17 protein-coding genes and 1 tRNA gene are annotated in these 17,854 nt (G+C 58.9%); 10 read left to right on the plus strand and 8 right to left on the minus strand.

Features of this window, described 5'->3' with window-relative positions:
• Positions 1–234: 234 nt before the first annotated feature.
• The 10 genes from rpmG to leuB all read left to right on the plus strand — a co-directional run bounded on the left by rpmG (position 235) and on the right by leuB (position 8,014).
• On the plus strand, positions 235–384 hold the full coding sequence (gene rpmG / locus ACQRC0_RS01090) for a 50S ribosomal protein L33 (RefSeq protein ID WP_102372646.1): 150 nt from the start codon (positions 235–237) through the stop codon (positions 382–384).
• Between the two features lie 13 nt (positions 385–397).
• A tRNA-Trp gene (locus tag ACQRC0_RS01095) sits at positions 398–473 on the plus strand.
• A gap of 76 nt (positions 474–549) precedes the next feature.
• A complete protein-coding gene (gene secE, locus ACQRC0_RS01100) occupies positions 550–888 on the plus strand; it encodes a preprotein translocase subunit SecE (RefSeq protein WP_154514754.1) in 339 nt (112 codons plus the stop codon).
• 3 nt (positions 889–891) lie between these two features.
• Positions 892–1,428, plus strand: coding sequence for a transcription termination/antitermination protein NusG (nusG, locus tag ACQRC0_RS01105; protein ID WP_427718370.1), 537 nt, complete (start codon positions 892–894; stop codon positions 1,426–1,428).
• 120 nt (positions 1,429–1,548) lie between these two features.
• The gene (rplK, locus tag ACQRC0_RS01110) at positions 1,549–1,977 is read left to right on the plus strand and encodes a 50S ribosomal protein L11 (RefSeq protein WP_022093893.1); all 429 of its coding nucleotides are present in this window, start codon (positions 1,549–1,551) and stop codon (positions 1,975–1,977) included.
• Between the two features lie 116 nt (positions 1,978–2,093).
• Positions 2,094–2,801, plus strand: a complete 708-nt coding sequence (gene rplA, locus ACQRC0_RS01115) for a 50S ribosomal protein L1 (protein WP_154514750.1) — start codon at positions 2,094–2,096, stop codon at positions 2,799–2,801.
• 426 nt (positions 2,802–3,227) lie between these two features.
• Entirely contained in the window at positions 3,228–4,763 is a 1,536-nt protein-coding gene (locus ACQRC0_RS01120; RefSeq protein WP_427727048.1) for a 2-isopropylmalate synthase, read from the plus strand.
• 42 nt (positions 4,764–4,805) lie between these two features.
• The gene (gene leuC / locus ACQRC0_RS01125) at positions 4,806–6,071 is read left to right on the plus strand and encodes a 3-isopropylmalate dehydratase large subunit (protein ID WP_427727051.1); all 1,266 of its coding nucleotides are present in this window, start codon (positions 4,806–4,808) and stop codon (positions 6,069–6,071) included.
• Between the two features lie 251 nt (positions 6,072–6,322).
• Complete coding sequence (locus ACQRC0_RS01130) at positions 6,323–6,835, plus strand: 3-isopropylmalate dehydratase small subunit (protein ID WP_427727054.1); 513 nt, start codon at positions 6,323–6,325, stop codon at positions 6,833–6,835.
• A gap of 6 nt (positions 6,836–6,841) precedes the next feature.
• Positions 6,842–8,014, plus strand: coding sequence for a 3-isopropylmalate dehydrogenase (gene leuB / locus ACQRC0_RS01135; protein WP_427727056.1), 1,173 nt, complete (start codon positions 6,842–6,844; stop codon positions 8,012–8,014).
• 50 nt (positions 8,015–8,064) lie between these two features.
• On the opposite strand, the gene ACQRC0_RS01140 is transcribed toward leuB, so the two are convergent.
• The 8 genes from ACQRC0_RS01140 to ACQRC0_RS01175 all read right to left on the minus strand — a co-directional run bounded on the left by ACQRC0_RS01140 (position 8,065) and on the right by ACQRC0_RS01175 (position 17,686).
• Positions 8,065–8,775, minus strand: coding sequence for a metallophosphoesterase family protein (locus ACQRC0_RS01140; protein WP_427727059.1), 711 nt, complete (start codon positions 8,773–8,775; stop codon positions 8,065–8,067).
• Complete coding sequence (locus tag ACQRC0_RS01145) at positions 8,772–10,688, minus strand: BMP family ABC transporter substrate-binding protein (RefSeq protein ID WP_427727062.1); 1,917 nt, start codon at positions 10,686–10,688, stop codon at positions 8,772–8,774. Before ACQRC0_RS01145 ends, ACQRC0_RS01140 begins: the two co-directional genes overlap by 4 nt.
• Positions 10,689–10,804: 116 nt before the next feature.
• The gene (locus tag ACQRC0_RS01150; RefSeq protein ID WP_427727065.1) at positions 10,805–11,572 is read right to left on the minus strand and encodes a mechanosensitive ion channel family protein; all 768 of its coding nucleotides are present in this window, start codon (positions 11,570–11,572) and stop codon (positions 10,805–10,807) included.
• 128 nt (positions 11,573–11,700) lie between these two features.
• The gene (locus ACQRC0_RS01155) at positions 11,701–13,728 is read right to left on the minus strand and encodes a bifunctional metallophosphatase/5'-nucleotidase (protein WP_427727068.1); all 2,028 of its coding nucleotides are present in this window, start codon (positions 13,726–13,728) and stop codon (positions 11,701–11,703) included.
• 116 nt (positions 13,729–13,844) lie between these two features.
• On the minus strand, positions 13,845–14,639 hold the full coding sequence (locus tag ACQRC0_RS01160; protein ID WP_117839998.1) for an ABC transporter ATP-binding protein: 795 nt from the start codon (positions 14,637–14,639) through the stop codon (positions 13,845–13,847).
• A complete protein-coding gene (locus tag ACQRC0_RS01165; protein WP_427727071.1) occupies positions 14,632–15,555 on the minus strand; it encodes an ABC transporter permease in 924 nt (307 codons plus the stop codon). The genes ACQRC0_RS01160 and ACQRC0_RS01165 overlap by 8 nt, the downstream gene beginning before the upstream one ends.
• A 203-nt stretch (positions 15,556–15,758) precedes the next feature.
• On the minus strand, positions 15,759–16,739 hold the full coding sequence (locus ACQRC0_RS01170) for an ABC transporter substrate-binding protein (RefSeq protein ID WP_427727074.1): 981 nt from the start codon (positions 16,737–16,739) through the stop codon (positions 15,759–15,761).
• A gap of 158 nt (positions 16,740–16,897) precedes the next feature.
• Positions 16,898–17,686, minus strand: coding sequence for a hypothetical protein (locus tag ACQRC0_RS01175; RefSeq protein ID WP_427727077.1), 789 nt, complete (start codon positions 17,684–17,686; stop codon positions 16,898–16,900).
• Positions 17,687–17,854 lie beyond the last annotated feature (168 nt).

Below are 17,854 nucleotides of genomic sequence, written 5' to 3' on the forward strand. Positions count from 1 at the left end.
TGGGTGCCGGGTTCTTTTCTACGTGGGTCTTTTTGCCTGATGGTTACGCTTAGCTCGCTCTTAAGTTGAGCGTGAGGGATCGATTAGATCTCGTTGGCTCCATTGATGTGTTCCAAATATGAATGGATCTACCGAGAACCAATTGATGCGAGGTTTTCATTGACAGCACTTACGTAGAGCTGATAAAGTACCAACTCGTGCCCGTACGGGGCGGATATGAAAGGTTCAGGATACATGCGTACTCTAGTTACTCTTGCGTGCACTGAGTGCAAGCGCCGCAACTATACGACCACTAAGAACAAGGCGAACATGCCTGATCGTATGGAGATCAAGAAGTATTGCCCCTGGTGCCGTCACCACACGCTGCACAAAGAGACTCGCTAGTCTCTAGTCACATACGCCAGTAGTTCAATTGGTAGAGCATCGGTCTCCAAAACCGAGTGTTGAGGGTTCGAGTCCTTCCTGGCGTGCCAGTCATTATTCCGTAAGCTCCCATTTGGGGGCTTACGGTTTACTCATGTATAAGCGCATTGCGCGGAGGTAACCCAAATGGCCAACAAGAAGAACAAGAAGAAGGCACAGCAGCAGGCGCCTGCCAACAAAGCTGCCGCCAACTCCAAGGTTGAGGCCAAGAAGGCCGTTGCCAAGAAGAGCGAGAAGGCTGCGAAGTCCAAGAAGAACGAGAAGCCCGGTTTCTTCGCCCGCACCAAGAAGTATTTTGCTTCGGTGAAGTCCGAGATGAAGCGTGTCACGTGGCCCGATAAGAAGGAGCTCGTGAACTACTCGGTCGTCGTTTGCGCTTCTCTGATCGTCGTCGGCGTCGTCATCGCTCTGCTCGATGCTGGCTTTGGCGAGGCTCTTGCTCTGTTCTCTGGATTGAGGGGCTAAACCATGTCTAAGCGTTGGTACGTCGTCCACACTTACTCTGGATACGAGAACCGCGTTAAGTCCGATCTCGAGCATCGCATCGAGACCATGGGCATGCAGGATCGTATCTTTGACATTGAGATTCCTATGGAGCGCGTCACCGAGATCAAAGAGGGTGGCAAGCGCGAGACCAAGGATTCTAAGATCTTCCCGGGTTATGTCTTGGTTCGCATGGAGATGGATGACGATGCATGGACGTGTGTTCGCAACACGCCCGGCGTCACCGGTTTCCTGGGCGGCAACGGCAAGCCCGCTCCGCTTTCCCGCGACGAGTACAATAAGATGACTCGTCGTCCCGGTAAGGGCGATTCGCCCAAGCGTACTTCGGTTGATATTGAGGTCGGTACGTCCGTCCGCGTCACCGATGGCCCGCTTACCGACTTTGATGGCAAGGTCTCCGAGGTTAACGCCGAGGCAGGCAAGCTCAAGGTCACGCTGATGATCTTTGGCCGCGAGACGCCGGTCGAGCTTGACTTTAACCAGGTCGCTGTCATCGCTTAAGTTTTCGTCCGTTCGCGCGAGCGTGCTTCTTCTGTGACTGCTCATCTCAGGAGTGCTTCTAACACGTGCGTGCTTACGATATAGCAAGTACTTCACACTCGTGATTCGAAAGGAATGACCATGGCTGAGAAGAAGGTTGCCAACGTCATTAAGCTCCAGATTCCCGCTGGTGCCGCTAACCCCGCTCCTCCCGTCGGCCCCGCCCTGGGCGCTGCTGGCGTGAACATCATGCAGTTCTGCCAGGCCTTTAACGCCGAGACGCAGGACAAGAAGGGTGACATCATCCCCGTTGAGATCTCTGTCTACGAGGATAAGTCCTTCTCCTTCATCACCAAGACTCCGCCGGCGGCTCACCTCATCAAGAAGGAGCTGAACCTCAAGTCTGGTTCCGCTAAGCCCCAGGCCGACAAGGTTGGTCAGCTCTCCCAGGAGCAGCTCACCAAGATCGCCGAGATCAAGATGCCGGATCTCAATGCCAACGACATTGATGCCGCCAAGAAGATCATCGCCGGTACCGCCCGTTCCATGGGCGTCACCATCGCTGAGTAGCGTTTTTCTAGGTAACGACGGGTGCTCCGACCGGGGCGCCCGTTAAATGTGTGCAATAGGGCACACGATACGATGTGGGAGGGCTCACGCCCGTTTAACCACAGGAGGTAATGCACATGGCTAAGCATGGTAAGAGCTATAACGCCGCTGCCGAGAAGGTCGACCGCGCCACGCTCTACACCCCCCTTCAGGCTGCCAAGCTCATCAAGGAGCTCGACACCGCCAAGTTCGACGAGACCGTTGAGGCCCACTTCCGTCTGGGCATCGATACTCGTAAGGCTGACCAGAACATCCGTGGTTCCATCTCCCTGCCCCACGGCACCGGCAAGACCGTTCGTGTTGCCGTCTTCGCCGAGGGCGAGAAGGCCCGTGAGGCCGAGGCTGCCGGTGCCGACATCATCGGTTCCGACGAGCTCGTCGCCCAGATCCAGAAGGGCGAGATCAACTTCGACGCCGCTATCGCTACGCCGAACATGATGGCCAAGGTTGGCCGCATCGGTAAGATCCTTGGTCCCCGTGGCCTCATGCCGAACCCCAAGCTCGGCACCGTGACCATGGACGTCGCCAAGATGGTCTCCGAGCTCAAGGCCGGCCGCGTTGAGTATCGCGCCGACCGTTATGGCATCTGCCACGTGCCCCTGGGCAAGAAGTCCTTCTCTGAGCAGCAGCTCGTTGAGAACTACGCTGCCCTGTACACCGAGATCCTGCGCGTCAAGCCCTCTTCTGCTAAGGGCAAGTACGTCAAGTCCATCTCTGTGTCTTCCACCATGGGCCCTGGCGTCAAGGTCGATCCCGCTGTCCAGCGTGACTTCCTGGCTGAGTAACTTCTAGTTACTGCCTGAGCAAAGCAAGCATTGCTAAAGGAACCCGGTTCTGTCTCGTGCAGGACCGGGTTCCTTGCTATTTCGGGCCAAAACCAACACGAAGGAGATAGGCGCCTTTGTGGTGGTTTTGGTTCAAAATCCCCGTTGAGCGTCGTTTTGACTGTGTTACACTTTAGCCCAATGTAGTGAATACCCGAGGCCGAAAGGAGCCAGACATGTTCAATTACAATCAGCAGCTCCTAGGCCTAGCGCTACTAGATTGGATAGCGCGCTAGGGTTGTAATTTCGCTATAACGATTAGTTGTACCCGGGTGCGCTATCTTCCGCCGCTTTTGGGCGTGATGAGCGACACGGGTATTATTCTATCTTGAGGCACTCCATCTCTCCTGAAAGCCATCTGTATCTTTAGCCTGTCAGGAGGAAATCATGAGCCGCAAAATCGCAATCTTTGACACAACACTTCGTGACGGGGAGCAGTCTCCCGGCGCCAGCATGAATACCGAGGAAAAACTCGTTATTGCACGCCAGCTGGTACGTATGAATGTCGACGTGATCGAGGCGGGATTTCCTATCTCGAGCCCCGGTGATTATCGTTCCGTACAGGAGATTGGCAAGATCGCGGGTGACCGGTGCACGGTATGCGGTCTCACCCGTGCGGTCGATAAGGATATCGAAGTGGCCGCAGAAGCCCTCAAGACGGCTCAGAGGCCCCGTATCCATACCGGTCTGGGTGTGAGTCCCAGCCATTTGCGCGACAAGCTCCATATGACCGAAGACGAGGCTATCGAGCGCGCTATTCACGCCGTAAAGCACGCTCGTAAGTTTGTCGACGATGTCGAGTTTTATGCCGAGGATGCGGGCCGCTCCGATCAGGAGTTCCTGGTCCGCATTCTCGAGGCAGCGATCAAGGCCGGCGCTACGGTCGTGAATATTCCGGACACCACGGGCTATAACATGCCCTGGGAGTTTGGCGCCCGTATTCGCGATCTGCGCGAGCGCGTGGCCGGCATCGAGGACGTTACGATTTCGGTCCACACGCATAACGATCTGGGCATGGCCACAGCCCTTGCACTCGAGGCCGTCCGCAATGGCGCGACGCAGATCGAGTGCACCATCAACGGCTTGGGCGAGCGCGCGGGCAACACGGCGCTCGAGGAGGTCGTCATGGCCATGAGGATGCACGAGCAGGATCTGGATGCACATACCGATATCGTAACGACCGAGCTCACGCGCGCATCTAAGCTCGTCAGTTCAATTACTGGTATCAACGTGCAGCCCAACAAGTCCATTGTGGGCGCTAATGCGTTTGCCCACAGCTCGGGCATTCACCAGGATGGCGTGCTCAAGGCGCGTGACACCTACGAGATTATCGATCCCAAGGACGTGGGTGCAGCGGGATCCGAGATTATCCTTTCGGCACGTTCGGGCCATGCGGCACTGCGCCATCGTCTCGCTGAGCTGGGTTATACGTTTGGCGATGAGGAATTCGAGTCGATCTATCAGCGCTTTTTGGAGATTGCAGATCAAAAGAAAGAGGTCTTTGACGAGGATCTGGAATCGATGATTCAGGAGCGCCAGCGCGAGGTCAAGGCGATCTACACCCTCGACGCGCTCCAGGTTTCCTGCGGCGACCCGCTTATTCCTACGGCCACGGCAACCATTACAGACGAGAATGGCGCGACACGGGTAGTTTGCTCGACGGGTACTGGTCCGGTTGATGCGGCCTACAAGGCGGTTGACAAGGCCATCTCTGCCCATGGCGAGCTGACGGAGTTCAACGTTAAGGCCATTACGCGTGGTATCGACGCCATCGGCGAGGTGACGGTGCGCATCACCGCCGAGGACGGCAAGATCTACACCGGCCGCGGCGCGGATACCGACATTATCGTGAGCTCGGCCAAGGCTTACATCAACGCTATTAACCGCATGATTCAGACCAACCGTTCCAAGGCGGGCAAGTAACAGGCACCAGCCGGGCATGCGCCCGTACGAGAGGGGAATCACATGGCACGTCCCATGACCGTAGCAGAGAAAATTTTGGCGGCACACGTCGGGCTCGATGAGGTAAAGCCGGGCCAGCTGGTCGAATGCGACCTGGACATCGTGCTCGCCAACGACATTACCGCACCTATCGCGATCGATGTCTTTCGTGAGCTGGGTGCCACCGAGGTATTTGATCGCGATCGCATTTGCCTGGTGCCCGATCACTATGCGCCCAACAAGGACATCAAGAGCGCCGAGCAGACCAAGAAGATGCGAGATTTTGCGCACGAGCAGCATGTGACGCACTATTACGAGCAAGGTTGCGCGGGCATTGAGCATGCCCTGCTGCCCGAGCGCGGCGTGGTGGTCCCGGGTGATCTGATTATCGGTGCCGACTCGCATACCTGCACGTATGGCGCCTTGGGTGCGTTTTCGACCGGCGTGGGCTCAACAGACGCCGGCGTGGGCATTGCCACGGGGCGCGCATGGTTTAAGGTGCCGCCGACGATTCGCTTTGAGATTAACGGCGAGCTTGAGGACGGTGCCACCGCCAAGGACATCATCCTGCACATTATCGGCATGATCGGCGTGGACGGTGCCCTGTACCAGGCCATGGAGTTTGCCGGCAGCACCATCGAGGGCCTGTCGATGGAAGGTCGCATGACAATTTCGAACATGGCGATCGAAGCGGGCGGCAAGGCGGGCATTATCGAGGTCGATGATGTTGCCCGCGCCTGGCTCAAGGGGCGCTGCGAACGTGATTACGTTGAGTATCACGCCGATCCAGACGCCGAGTATGCCCAGGTTATTGCCATTGACGCGGCCGACATTAAGCCGTGCGTATCGTGGCCGCATCTGCCCAGCAACACCCATCCGGTGAGCGAGAGCCGTCACATCATGATCGACCAGGCGGTAATCGGCTCGTGCACCAACGGACGTATCGAGGATATGCGTGCTGCGGCCGAAGTCATGCGCGGCCATAAGGTTGCCGACGGGGTGCGTTGCATCGTGATTCCGGCGACCCAGGCGGTCTTCCGCCAGTGCATGAAGGAGGGATTGACCGACATTTTCCTAGATGCCAACTGTGTGTTCTCCACGCCCACGTGCGGTCCGTGCCTGGGCGGCTACATGGGCATCTTGGCGGCGGGGGAGCGTTGCGTTTCTACGACCAACCGCAACTTTGTCGGCCGTATGGGCGACCCCACGTCCGAGGTCTATCTGGCCTCGCCGGCCGTGGCGGCTGCTTCTGCCGTGGCGGGGCACATATGCTTGCCGTCTGACCTGTAGGGGCTACGGGGTCCTTCGACCTTTGCTCGCTACTGCGGACAGTCCTGGCACTTTTTTGTTCGCCGAAGGCGAACGCTAACTTTCCATTAGCTTTTTTGTAGCCGAAGCGCGAACGAGGGATTTGATATTTGCTTGCATCGAGTTCCGCACGAGCCGGAGAGCACTTAATGTGCTCTCCATGCGAGCAAGACTGTCCGAGTAAGTAAGTAAATATCAAATCCCCCACATTCCATGTTTGAACGGAGAATGATATGAACTTTGAAGGTTCGGTTTTTCGATATGGTCGTGATGTTGATACTGATGTGATTATTCCTGCTCGTTATTTGAACTCGTCCGACCATGCACACTTGGCGGCGCATGCTATGGAGGATATTGATCCCGCGTTTGCCTCTGCCGTGAGGCCCGGTGACATCATTGTGGCTGAGGAGAACTTTGGTTGCGGTTCTTCGCGTGAGCATGCCCCGGTTGCCATTAAGGCTGCAGGGGTGTCGTGTGTTATTGCCAAGAGCTTCGCACGCATCTTCTATCGCAATGCCATTAACGTGGGCCTGCCCATTATGGAGTGCCCCGAAGCTGTCGATGCGATTTGTGCCGGCGATACCGTGAAGGTCGATACCGATGCGGGTGTCATCACCAACGAGCGTACTGGCGAGACTTTTACAGCTGAGCCGTTCCCGCCATTTATTGCCGAGATTATCGAGGCCGGCGGTTTGGTTGCGCGCACGCGTGCCAAGATTGTCGCGGCAAAGGCTCAGGAGGCGTAAGCGATTATGACGGTCAAGCTGGATAATCCGTTTGCAAACGGGCCGAGTAGCGAGAGCTGGAGCTGCAACGTGAAGAAGACCTATAAGATCTGCTGTCTTCCTGGTGACGGAATTGGGCCCGAGGTTATTACCGAGGGTAAGAAGGTGCTGGCTGCCGTGGGCAAGCGCGCTGGCGTAGAGTTTGCCTTTGAGGATCACCTGATTGGTGGCGCGGCGATCGATGCGTGCGGCAATCCGCTGCCCGATGAAACCCTTGCGGCGGCAAAGGCGTCGGACGCCGTGCTGTTGGCATCCGTCGGTGGCCCAAAGTGGGATTCGACCGATCCGGCGGCCCCGCGCCCCGAGCAAGGCTTGCTGCGTATCCGCAAAGAACTCGGCCTCTATACCAACCTTCGCCCCGTAAAAATCTACGACGCACTTGCCAGCGCATCGACGCTTCGTCCCGAAGTCATCAAGGGCGTTGACATGGTTCTCGTCCGCGAACTTACCGGTGGCATTTACTTTGGCAAGCACGAGCGCTTTTATGACGAGGGCGGCGCGGGCACCGACGGTGTGGCTGGCCAGCGCGCGGTTGACGTAATGGAGTACCGCGAGTACGAAGTTGAGCGCATCGCCCGCCAGGCGTTCGAGGCAGCTCGCAAGCGCCGCGGCAAGGTGACAAGCGTGGACAAGCGCAATGTATTGGAGACGAGCCGCATGTGGCGTGAGGTCGTGCATCGCGTGCATGGCGAGGAGTATCCAGATGTAGAGCTTGAGGACCTGCTCGTCGACAACGCCGCCATGCAGCTCATTAACCGACCGGCCGACTTTGACGTCGTAGTTACGGAGAACATGTTCGGCGACATTCTCTCCGACGAGGCGGCGCAGATTACCGGATCGCTCGGCATGCTTGCCTCGGCTTCGCTGGGCGATGGTGTGTCGCTGTTTGAGCCGAGCGCCGGCAGCGCGCCCGACATCGCGGGGCTCGGTATCGCTAACCCGCTCGCGCAGATCCTGTCGGCGGCAATGCTGCTCACGTACGCGCTCGACATGGGTGAGCAGGCTGCTTGGATCGAAAATGCCGTGGCGCGTGTGCTTGACGAAGGCTGGCGTACCCGCGACATTGCCGATGCCAGTACCCCTGCCGATAAGATCCTCGGCACGACCCAGATGGGCGATAAGGTCATCGCCGCGCTGTAGCGTCGAGATGTCCGGAACCACCACAAAGGTGCTTGTCCCCTTTGTGGTGGTTACCAGGGGGTTCTGGCGGTTGAGGACTCGATTGCCTCGTGGCGCTTGAGCTCGCGGCGCATGGTTTGCGAATTGAGCCAGGCTGCCTGCCAGCCACGGATAGGGTAGCGCGCTTCGTCCAGCTCAAACTGCGTATAGCCGCAGGCGTTGATAATCGTTGTCCCGCATGCGTGCTGGCGTTCGCGTTGAAAGTCGCGAACATAGCATTGGTGCACATGCCCGTGCACCATGTAGTCGGGATTCCATGTCTCGAGCGCTGTGTTAAAGCATTCGAATCCCCGATGCGGCAGATCGTCCAGATCGCCCACGCCGGCGGCGGGCGCATGGGTGAGCAAGATGTCGCAGCCGCCGACCATCCTCACTTTGCGGGACAGCTTGCGCACGCGCTTGGCCATCTCGTGCTCGGTGTACATGTTAGCGCTATCTCGGTAGCGCATGGAGCCGCCAAGCCCCGCAATGCGGACGCCGCGATACACGTACACGGTGTCTTCGACACAGATGCAGCCGCCCGGTGCATGACGCGCGTAGCGGTCATCGTGATTGCCACGCACGTAGATGAGCGGTCTGTTGATGACCGTGACCAAAAACTCAAGATAGTCCGGGTCCAGATCGCCAGCGGACAAAATTAGGTCGACACCCTCAAAGCGTTCCTTGCGAAAGCACTCCCACAGGCATCGCTCTTCGGTATCGGCTATGGCAAGGATTTTCATAGGGCGCGGACCTTCGGCTCATCGTCAGGCTGCGGAATGGTGCCCACCACGTTGTCTGCCAGCCAGTCCATCTCGACGATTTGCGTGCTCGGCAGTGGGGGAAAGCCCTCAATCTGCACCACGCCGTCTTGGCTATGGAGCTCGCCGCCAAATGGATTGATGGAGCCCTCGACGATGCCATTGCGGAGGAGCTGAACAAGCTTGCGCGTCTGATAGGGCAGGCCCGGAGCGTAGCGAATGTCGATAACGCCCGAGCTCATGCCATACCAGTAGTTGACGGCGCGGACCTGGCTGTCGTCACTGGTCTCGTCCCAGGTGCCATGCAGCAGACTTCGCACGATAAGCTCGTAGTATCGGCCCCAGTTCCACACCGGCATGGCAATGCCGACGACCTTGCCATCGACCAGACGGTGGAGTCCGTAGGCCGTGGGGTCTTCGAGCGACTTTGACATGTCGGCGCCGGTCATGACGCTCACGCCTTCGCGGCACATGGCCTCGGCAAGGCCTCCGGCGGGCACATCGCCCCAGGTCAGGATAATTTGCGCACGGGGGTCGAGCAGCGAGGCTCCAATCGCAAAGGCGTTGATCTCGCTGAGTGCACCCGAGGCGAAGACCGACGCGTGGTAACCGATGCGGTGGTTGTCCGCCATGCTGGCGGCAAGGGCGCCCAGGAGAAACTTTGCTTCGTACATCTTGCCAAAGTACGAACGGACGCTTTGGTGAGGAAGGCCGATGGAGCAGTTAAGGAACCGAACCCGGGGATATTCAACGGCAGCCCTGAGCGTGTATTCCATCAGGCGGTGCGAGGTCGAGAAGATGACGTTTGCTCCATGTTTGACAGCCGTTTCCACGGCGGCGTAGAACACGTCCGGATCGTGACAGTCCTCAAACGCCTCGGTGCGCACGATACCTCCAAAATGCTCATCGAGATACTGACGCCCTTGGTCGTGCAGGCTGTCCCAGCTCGACGTCGCACAGGTGAATTCATGGATAAAGGCGATGCGCAGGGGGTTGGCCGCCGAATAGACGGTCTTGCCCATAAAGAAGTTGAGCATGCCGGAGGTGGACTTGGCGGGCAACCCCTCCTCATCGACGTTCGGCGCTTCGACAAGATCGACCTTGTCCTCGTCACTTTTCCCGGCGATGACCAGTTCGCGCCAGATCTTGCACAGGCGGTTTACGACGATATCCGTCGGCGTATCCAGCAGGCGGTCCTGGTTGTACACATTGAGGTAGACGAGCATGGCGTCGGCGGGCGTAATGTCCAGGTGGTCGCCGCCCGCGCGAAGGTAGGCGCGCTTAAAGAGTAGGAAGGTGTGGCGCAGGTAGTCGACCTTTTTTTGGGGCCATTTTTCGATAAGGTTCTGACCGAGCATCTTGGCGAGCGTTTCGTAGCTTCCTTCGCGCGAGAACTCGATCTCGTATAGGGGGCAGACACGCCAAAACGCGCAGAACTCGCCGTACAGGCGACTTTCGACGGAATCCCATTTGCCGGGGTAGAGGCGGGTGACCTTGGCCGAAACCGTCGGGGCGTCCAGGAATTTGAGGACGCTGACGCGCTTGTTGCCCTCCTGGACATAGAACCGATGCATGAACTCGGTGACGATGATGGGGTCGCGATAGCCCTCGGTTACCTGAATGTCGTAGAGGTTGGACCACTTGCGGGCGAACTCGGTGCTAAACGGCAGCAGGGGCATAAAGTTGCATGAAAAGGCGGACTGACGGCCCTTGGTAACCGTGCCGACAACCATTTCGAGCGGAATATCCCGCAGGCCGACATTCTCTCGCTGACCTAAGGGGAGCTGGGCAACCAAACTGTCGAGGTCCGTAAGGTATGGATGCTCGCATTGGCTAATGGCGCGTCGACGTCCTTGCTCGCCGCGCTTGCGTGCTTGACGGTAGGCCTCTTCCATAGTTTGCTCCCTTAGTCGTTTAAACAACTGTATGAACTATGGTACCACGAATGAAAACCTCCCATTTTCTGATGTCAAAGAAATGGGAGGCAGTTCACTGTCCCCTTTGTGGTGCTTTAGGCGATGATGGGAGCGATAGCGCGGATGCAGGCGTCGGCAGCGGTGAGTGTGGTGCTGTCGTCACTGACGATAAAGATGATCTTGCCCTTGATGCCAAAGTCGCCGATTTCGCTAAAGAGCACGTAGGGCTCCTGGTCAAAGCCCGAGATGGGAAGCACGGCGGCCTTGGTGGCGCTGGTCAGCTCGTCTGCCAGCGTGTCAAGGGAAGCCCATTTAGACGTGTCCTTTACGGCAACGGGCACGGCCACGCGCCCAAAGGGCATCAGATGCACGAGCGTGTCCTTGGAGATGTTGGAGTTGGGCACAATGATGGTCTGCCCGTAGGCATCCTCGATGGTCGTGTGGCGCCAGGTGATGTCCTGTACCACGCCCGACACGCCGCCAACCTCGATATTGTCGCCGGGCTTGATGATGCCCATAAAGGTCACCTGCATGCCGCCGATAAGGTTCGACAGCGTGTCCTGAAAGCCGAGCGAGATGGCAATGCCGCCGACGCCAAGAGCGGCGACGAGCGCGTTTGCGTTAATGCCAAAGCAGTTGTCGAGGATAAAGCTGCCGCCGACCATCCAGATGACGGCGCGCGCAATGTTGATGAAGATGCTCGAAGCGGGAAGCGGGTTATCGTCGCGGTTGAGCAGGTGACGCAGCGTCTTGGAAACGACTTTGGCGGCAACGGCGGTGCCTATCGCCAAGATACCAGCCCAGATGATGTTGTGGACCCACCGCTGTTCAAAGAAATGAAGAATCGGCTCAAACAATTCCATGTAGGGAAAACCTCCTCATGATCGTTCAACCATGATACCCACCAAAAAGCCCGTCCGATCACAACGGACGGGCTTTTGCGCTCGATATAAGGTTTGTACGGCGGGGCTGCAAGGCCCGGCGGTGTAGCTTAGCGGCGGCGCTTCCAGATAATGCCGACCATGATGACGATGATGCCGCCGATGAGGCATGCACCGACCACGGTCAGCGTACGGTCTCCCGTTGCGGCAAGCTTACCGGCCGTCTTCTTGGTGGTGATCTGCGTGGTCGTCGTGCCGGGGTTGGATGAGGGCTCAGGCGTTGGGGTCGGATGGGGTGCGGGGCTCTCGGCGGAGCCAAAGCTGATGGTGCCCGCGAGCGAGGCCATCTTGTTCTCCCAGTCGTCCTGCCCGATCAGTGCCCTCAGCGCTGCCTCGCACGTACTCCACTCGGCGCACTTCTTAGCTTTTGCAAAGGTGGGAAAGACGGTCGTGTTGGTAATGATGTAGTTATTGGTGGCGACGGCGTAGTTCTTGGCGGGGTCGAGCGCGCTGCCATCCTTGGTGAGTGTGGCGCTCACAATGCGCTTGCCTTCGGGCTGCGTCCAATCAATCGTCACGTTAATGCCGCCAAAGGAGAGAACGCTGCCAGAGTCATCGCGCCACTTGTACTTGTCTTGCGCCTCCTGCTCGGTATGGCCGGCTGCCACGTAGGCTTGCTGAAGCTCGTAGCTGTGATTGCAATCGTCGCTGATCTGCAGTGAGTGCTCAAGCGCTGCGAGGAAGTTTGCACCGGTCATGGTCCAGGTCTCCACGGTGTTGCCATAAGGCGAGATGGCGATGACGTTGCCGGCGGTCACATCGCCCGCCGCGATGCCGCCGCGGATGCCGCCCGCGTTTTCGATGGCGAGGTCTGCCCCCGTCAGGGCAAGATAAGAGCCGCAGATCACATGCCCGATGGTCTGGGCCTTGGTGGTGTCGCTCGCTTTGCTGGGACGCAAATCGGTGGTGCGCACCATCTCCCAGCCATGCGTACCCGCGGCGTCTTCGCCATAGAAATAGTCAGTGGCGGATGTGCCGATCACTTTGTTCGACTCGATTTTAAAGGCGTCGTCGAGTGGCTTGATTTTGTTATTGCGAACCTCATCGAGTTGACTCTGGTAGAAGGCGCCCTTGTCGGGGTCTGCCAAAAGGTCGTTGACGTTCTTGGCGGTGTAGAGCTTCTCGTCGCTGTCGTCTGCGGGGACCGTGACCGCGTCATCGTCGGTCGTCACAGTGCCATTCGTGTCGTACTTGTACGGAATGGAAAGCAGGCCGACCTCGGCAAAGGCGCTGCCCGCCTCGACGACGCGGACCGGCTTGCCGTCGGCCCCCGTCACGTTTTCGTCTAAGTTGATGTGCTCGTGGCCCGCGACCAGTGCATCGACCCCAACGAGCTTTGCAGCAAAGGCCTTGGCGTTGAGCGTGTGCGCGATGCAGACGATAACGTTGCAGCCCTCATCCTCGCGCAGTCGCTTAGCCTCGGCATTGATGGCGGCTGCCGCATCCGAGAACGACGTGTCCTGGACAAGGCCTTCGCGCAGTGAGAATCCCAGCGACTCATCCATGGCACCCACGACGCCGACCTTGATTTTGTAGTCGAATGTGGAGTGGTCTTCGCTGTCCTCCCAGGTACGGTCGAGCGTCTTGGTGATGCTCGAGCTCCATACGCCGCTCGTAGACTTCGCGTTTGCGCAGAGCATGGCGAAGGGCGTGCCGGTGGTGCTGTAGCCGGTCATGGTGCGGAGCTTGTCCGCGCCGTAGCTCCAGTCGTGGTTGCCCGGCGTGGTCGCGTCGTAGCCGTTCGCATAAAAGGTGTCCATGAGCTCGGCGATGCTTTTGCCCTCGCTCATAGTGGCGAAGGATTGCCCGTGGAAGGTATCGCCCGCATCGAGCAAAAGATCGGGGGCACTGCCTTGAGCGCTATAGAGAACTGCCAGTCCGTCAAAGCCGACAGTGCCGGTACCCTTGCTTGCGTTGTAGCTGTACTTGTAGCTGCCGTGGATATCATTGGTGTGCATGACGGCCACGGAGCCGTCAATAGCGGCGGGCAGGTTCCCCGCGAAAGCGAGGCTTGGGATGCCTGTGAGCGCGCCGGCAAACAACGCGGCAGCTAACGCAAGGCGGGGGAGTCTTTTCATGGCGGTCTCCTTACTCTTTAACAAAAACCGCCGCAAAGGTGTCTGTCCCTTTGCGGCGGTTTTGACGTCTGCGCAGATAAAACCTGCCAAAATAAACCTGTCCCTTTTTGGTAGGTTTAGCTCAGCAGCATGCGGTCGTTGGCGAGCTCGCCGCCCGAGACTTCCTCGAACTTCTGAAGCAAGTCGGCCACGGTGAGCGATTTCTTCTCATCGCCCGCCACATCGTAGATTACGTGGCCCTCGTGCATCATGATCAGGCGATTGCCCAGACGGATAGCGTCGTTCATGTTATGCGTGACCATGAGCGTGGTCAGGTGGTTCTCGTCGACGATCTCCTCGGTCAGATTGAGCACCTTAGAGGCCGTCTTGGGGTCAAGTGCTGCGGTATGCTCGTCGAGCAGCAGCAGGCGCGGCTTGGTGAGCGTGGCCATGAGCAGGGTGAGTGCCTGGCGCTGGCCGCCCGAGAGCAGGCCGACCTTGGCGTTGAGGCGCGTGTCCAGACCAAGGTCCAGACGCTTGAGCAGCTTGACGTACTCGTCCTTCTCGGCCTTGGTGACGCCCCACGAAAGGCCGCGACGCTGGCCGCGACGCTTGGCGAGTGCCAGGTTCTCGGCAATTTGCATGTCGGCTGCGGTGCCGCGCATGGGGTCCTGGAACACGCGGCCCAGGTACTTGGCACGCTGCGACTCGCTCAGACGCGAGATGTCGGTGCCGTCGAGCTCGATAACGCCCGAATCGAGCGGATACACGCCGGCGATCATGTTGAGCAGCGTGGACTTGCCGGCGCCGTTGCCGCCAATCACGGTTACAAAGTCGCCGTCGTTGAGGGTAAGGTCGACGCCGGTAAGAGCGCGCTTTTCGGTGACGGTGCCCTTGTTAAAGGTCTTCTTGACGTGCGAGAGCTTAAGCATCTGCCTCATCCCCCTTCGTGTAGGAGCTGCAGAGCTTATAGCGCTCCCAAACCACGGGCACGCATAGGGCCACGGCGACAATCACGGCGGAGAGCAGCTTCATGTCGTTGGCGTCCATGCCCAGCTGCAGCACGATGGCGCGGATGAGGAAGTACACCACGGAGCCAAAGACGGCGGAGGCAAGACGGACGCTAAACTGCGTGAGACCGCCGGGCAGCAGGCGGCCGAGCACCTCGCCGATAACAATGGCGGCGAGACCGATAACGATGGCGCCAGTGCCCATACCAATGTCGGCGTACTTCTGGCTCTGGCAGATGAGCGCGCCCGAAAGGCCAATGAGGGCGTTGGAGAGCACGAGGGCGATCATCTTAGTGGAGTTGGTGTTGACGCCCAGGGCACGGATCATGTACTCGTTGTTGCCGGTGGCGCGCAGCGCCGAGCCGATCTCGGTGCCAAAGAACCAATACAGGATGGCAACGATAGCCACGGCGAGCAAGATGCCCAGGATGATGGCAACGGTGGACTGCGGCAGGCCCGTCATATTGCTGACGGCCGAGAACACGGTGCCCTTGGCAAGGATAGGCGTGTTGGATTTGCCCATGATGCGCAGGTTGATGGACCACAGGCTGATCTGGGTGAGGATTCCGGCGAGGATCGCGGGAATCTCAAAGACGGTGGTCAGAATGCCCGTGACCGCGCCCGCAATGGCACCGGCGCACATGCCGGCCAAAACGGCGAGCAACGGGTCGACATTGTTGCTGACGATGAGCACGGCGCAGACGCAGCCGCCGAGGGCAAAGCTGCCGTCGCAGGTCATATCGGGGATGTCGAGCAGGCGGAACGTGATAAACACGCCAAGCACCATAATGCCCCAGAGGACACCCTGCGAAACGGCGCCCTGCAATGCAATGAGCATGCTTCATACCTCCTAGGATAGGGTGGACACGTGATTTTCCATAATAGCGGTACCAATGCATAAAAGAGCAGCGGACGGACATTTTGTTTTACCAAAAACAAGCAGGGCGAACGCCGGTCTTTAGCGTTCGCCCCAATGACTCAGATATTGAATAACACAGCTATGGCGCAAGCGCGTGCCTAGCTGCGTTACCGCGCATGGTGCTACTCGTCTAGAGCGGAAAGGTCGATGCCCAGGGCCTCGGCCATCTCGTCGTTCTTGACGACGACCAGATCCTTGCTTGGGAGGTGCTTGATCGGCATATCCTCGGGCTTGGCCTCGCCCTTCAGAATCTTAACGGCCATCTCGCCCGCGGCGTAGCCCAGGTCCTCATAGTTGATGGAAAGGGTGAACAGGCCGCCGGCCATGCACATGCCCTCCTCGCCGGTCACAAAGGGAAGCTTGTTCTCCTTGCAGATCTGACCGACCTGCGAAGCGCCCGCGGCGATGGTGTTGTCAGTAGGGGAGTAGAGCGCGTCGACCTTGCCTACGGCAGACTCGACGACGGACTGGATCTCGTTGGAGCTCGAGACGGTGAAATCGGTGTACTCCAGGCCCAGCTTGTCGAGTTCCTTCTTGGCGGCCTTGATCTGGACGTCGGAGTTGGACTCGGCGGTGCAGTAGAGCAGACCGACCTTTTTAACGTCGGGCAGGACCTTCTGCATCATCTCGAGCTGCTCGGCGACCGGGGTGAGGTCGGAGGCGCCGGTGACGTTGGTGCCGGGCTTGTCGTTGTCCTGGACCAGGCCAGAGGCGGCGTAGTCGGTGATGGCGCAGCCCACGATGGGGATATCGGCCGTGGCGCCGGCGGCAGCCTGTGCGGCAGGCGTGGCGATGGCGTAGATCAAGTTGACGTTGTCGCCCACAAACTTGTCGGCGATGGACTTACACGTGGACTGGTCGTTCTGGGCGTTCTTCTGGTCGATCTTGACCTTGAGTCCGCTCTTCTTGATGGCCTTGACAAAGCCGTCGTTGGCGGCGTCGAGCGCGGGGTGCTCAGTGAGCTGCAGAACGCCGATGGTGTAGTCGGAACCGGCGGCTGCAGAGCCGGAACCAGAGTTGCCGCCGCATCCGGCGAGCGGGGCCAGTGCGAGCAGGCCGGCGGAGACCAGAAGGCTCCTGCGGCTGATGGTGATGTCGTTCATGTCATTACCCCCAGTATAGAAATTGCTGGAAACACTGCACTCAAACAAAGTGCAAGTGGGTCTATAGTAGCGCCGATGCCCATTTTTTCAACAACCTGTCGGGTTTTTTAATACTGAACCGGATGGACGGCGGGGGATTTGGCGGGCAACGGCAAGACTTAGGCGGCGGGCGCGGGCCGCTCCCCCTCGTCCAGCGCGGCAAAGAGCTTCTTGCCGTCGAGCAGGCGCGTGCTAACGTTTCTCATGCGGCCGACCTCGACGGTGCGTAGGGTGTCGTCGGAGCCGTGCCCGTCGACGACCGTTCCCAGCAGATACGAGACGTCGTCTCGCTGTTTGATGGCAAAAGGCCGAACGGTCATCCTCGTCACTTCGATCTTGTCATGTGTCGTGACGCTTGAAATGTCAAAGCTCACCGTGGTTCCGTGGTCGATGGCCCGCTCGATGAGCTCGCAGGTATCGATGCGTTTGGCGGGCGGTCGTGTGGCCTTGGCGGGTTTGCCTTCTGCGCTTGGTGCCGGCTCGGACGTATCGAGATAGCCGCGAACGTCGGCGCTTGCCATGGCGACCAGATGGCGCGCTATGCTTTTCCTGGTCGCGATGGGTGTGGAGCGGTTGCGCATGACCATGCCATGGAGTCGAATGATTTCCTCGTCGGAGAGCGGTCGGGTGAGAAGTCGGTAACCCGCGCCGCGCTTGTACTCAATCTCGTATCCGGCATGTCGCAGGGCGGAAATCGCGGTATGGATGCTGCGCCGCGCTGCCGAGATGGGCATGCGAGCGGGGTCGTCGGGATGGGCGAGACGCTCGATCAGCTCATCGGGAGGAAGCGCTTTGTCCTCACCGGTATGCTCGCTTAAGAGTTGCAGGATGCGCACAGCGCGATAGGCTGCCATGGAAGCAGCACCCCTGGTCGTGGCCTCGTAGTTCTCAACAGCGGGTTTGGCCATTGCGTTCACGTCCTTTCCGTTTTTGGGTGATGACGGTACGGAGCCTAGGACACGGGGTTTGCTTAGGGGCACAGGGCACTCTGGGTGGTCGGTAGTCGTCGGCAAGCGGCGGGTCGAGTTTTCAACAGCCCTGATCAGCTGACCGAAAGCTTGACAAAAGCTTGACGG

Origin of the sequence: Collinsella sp. SGI.033, assembly GCF_050315135.1 — a bacterium.
Lineage (GTDB): Bacteria > Actinomycetota > Coriobacteriia > Coriobacteriales > Coriobacteriaceae > Collinsella.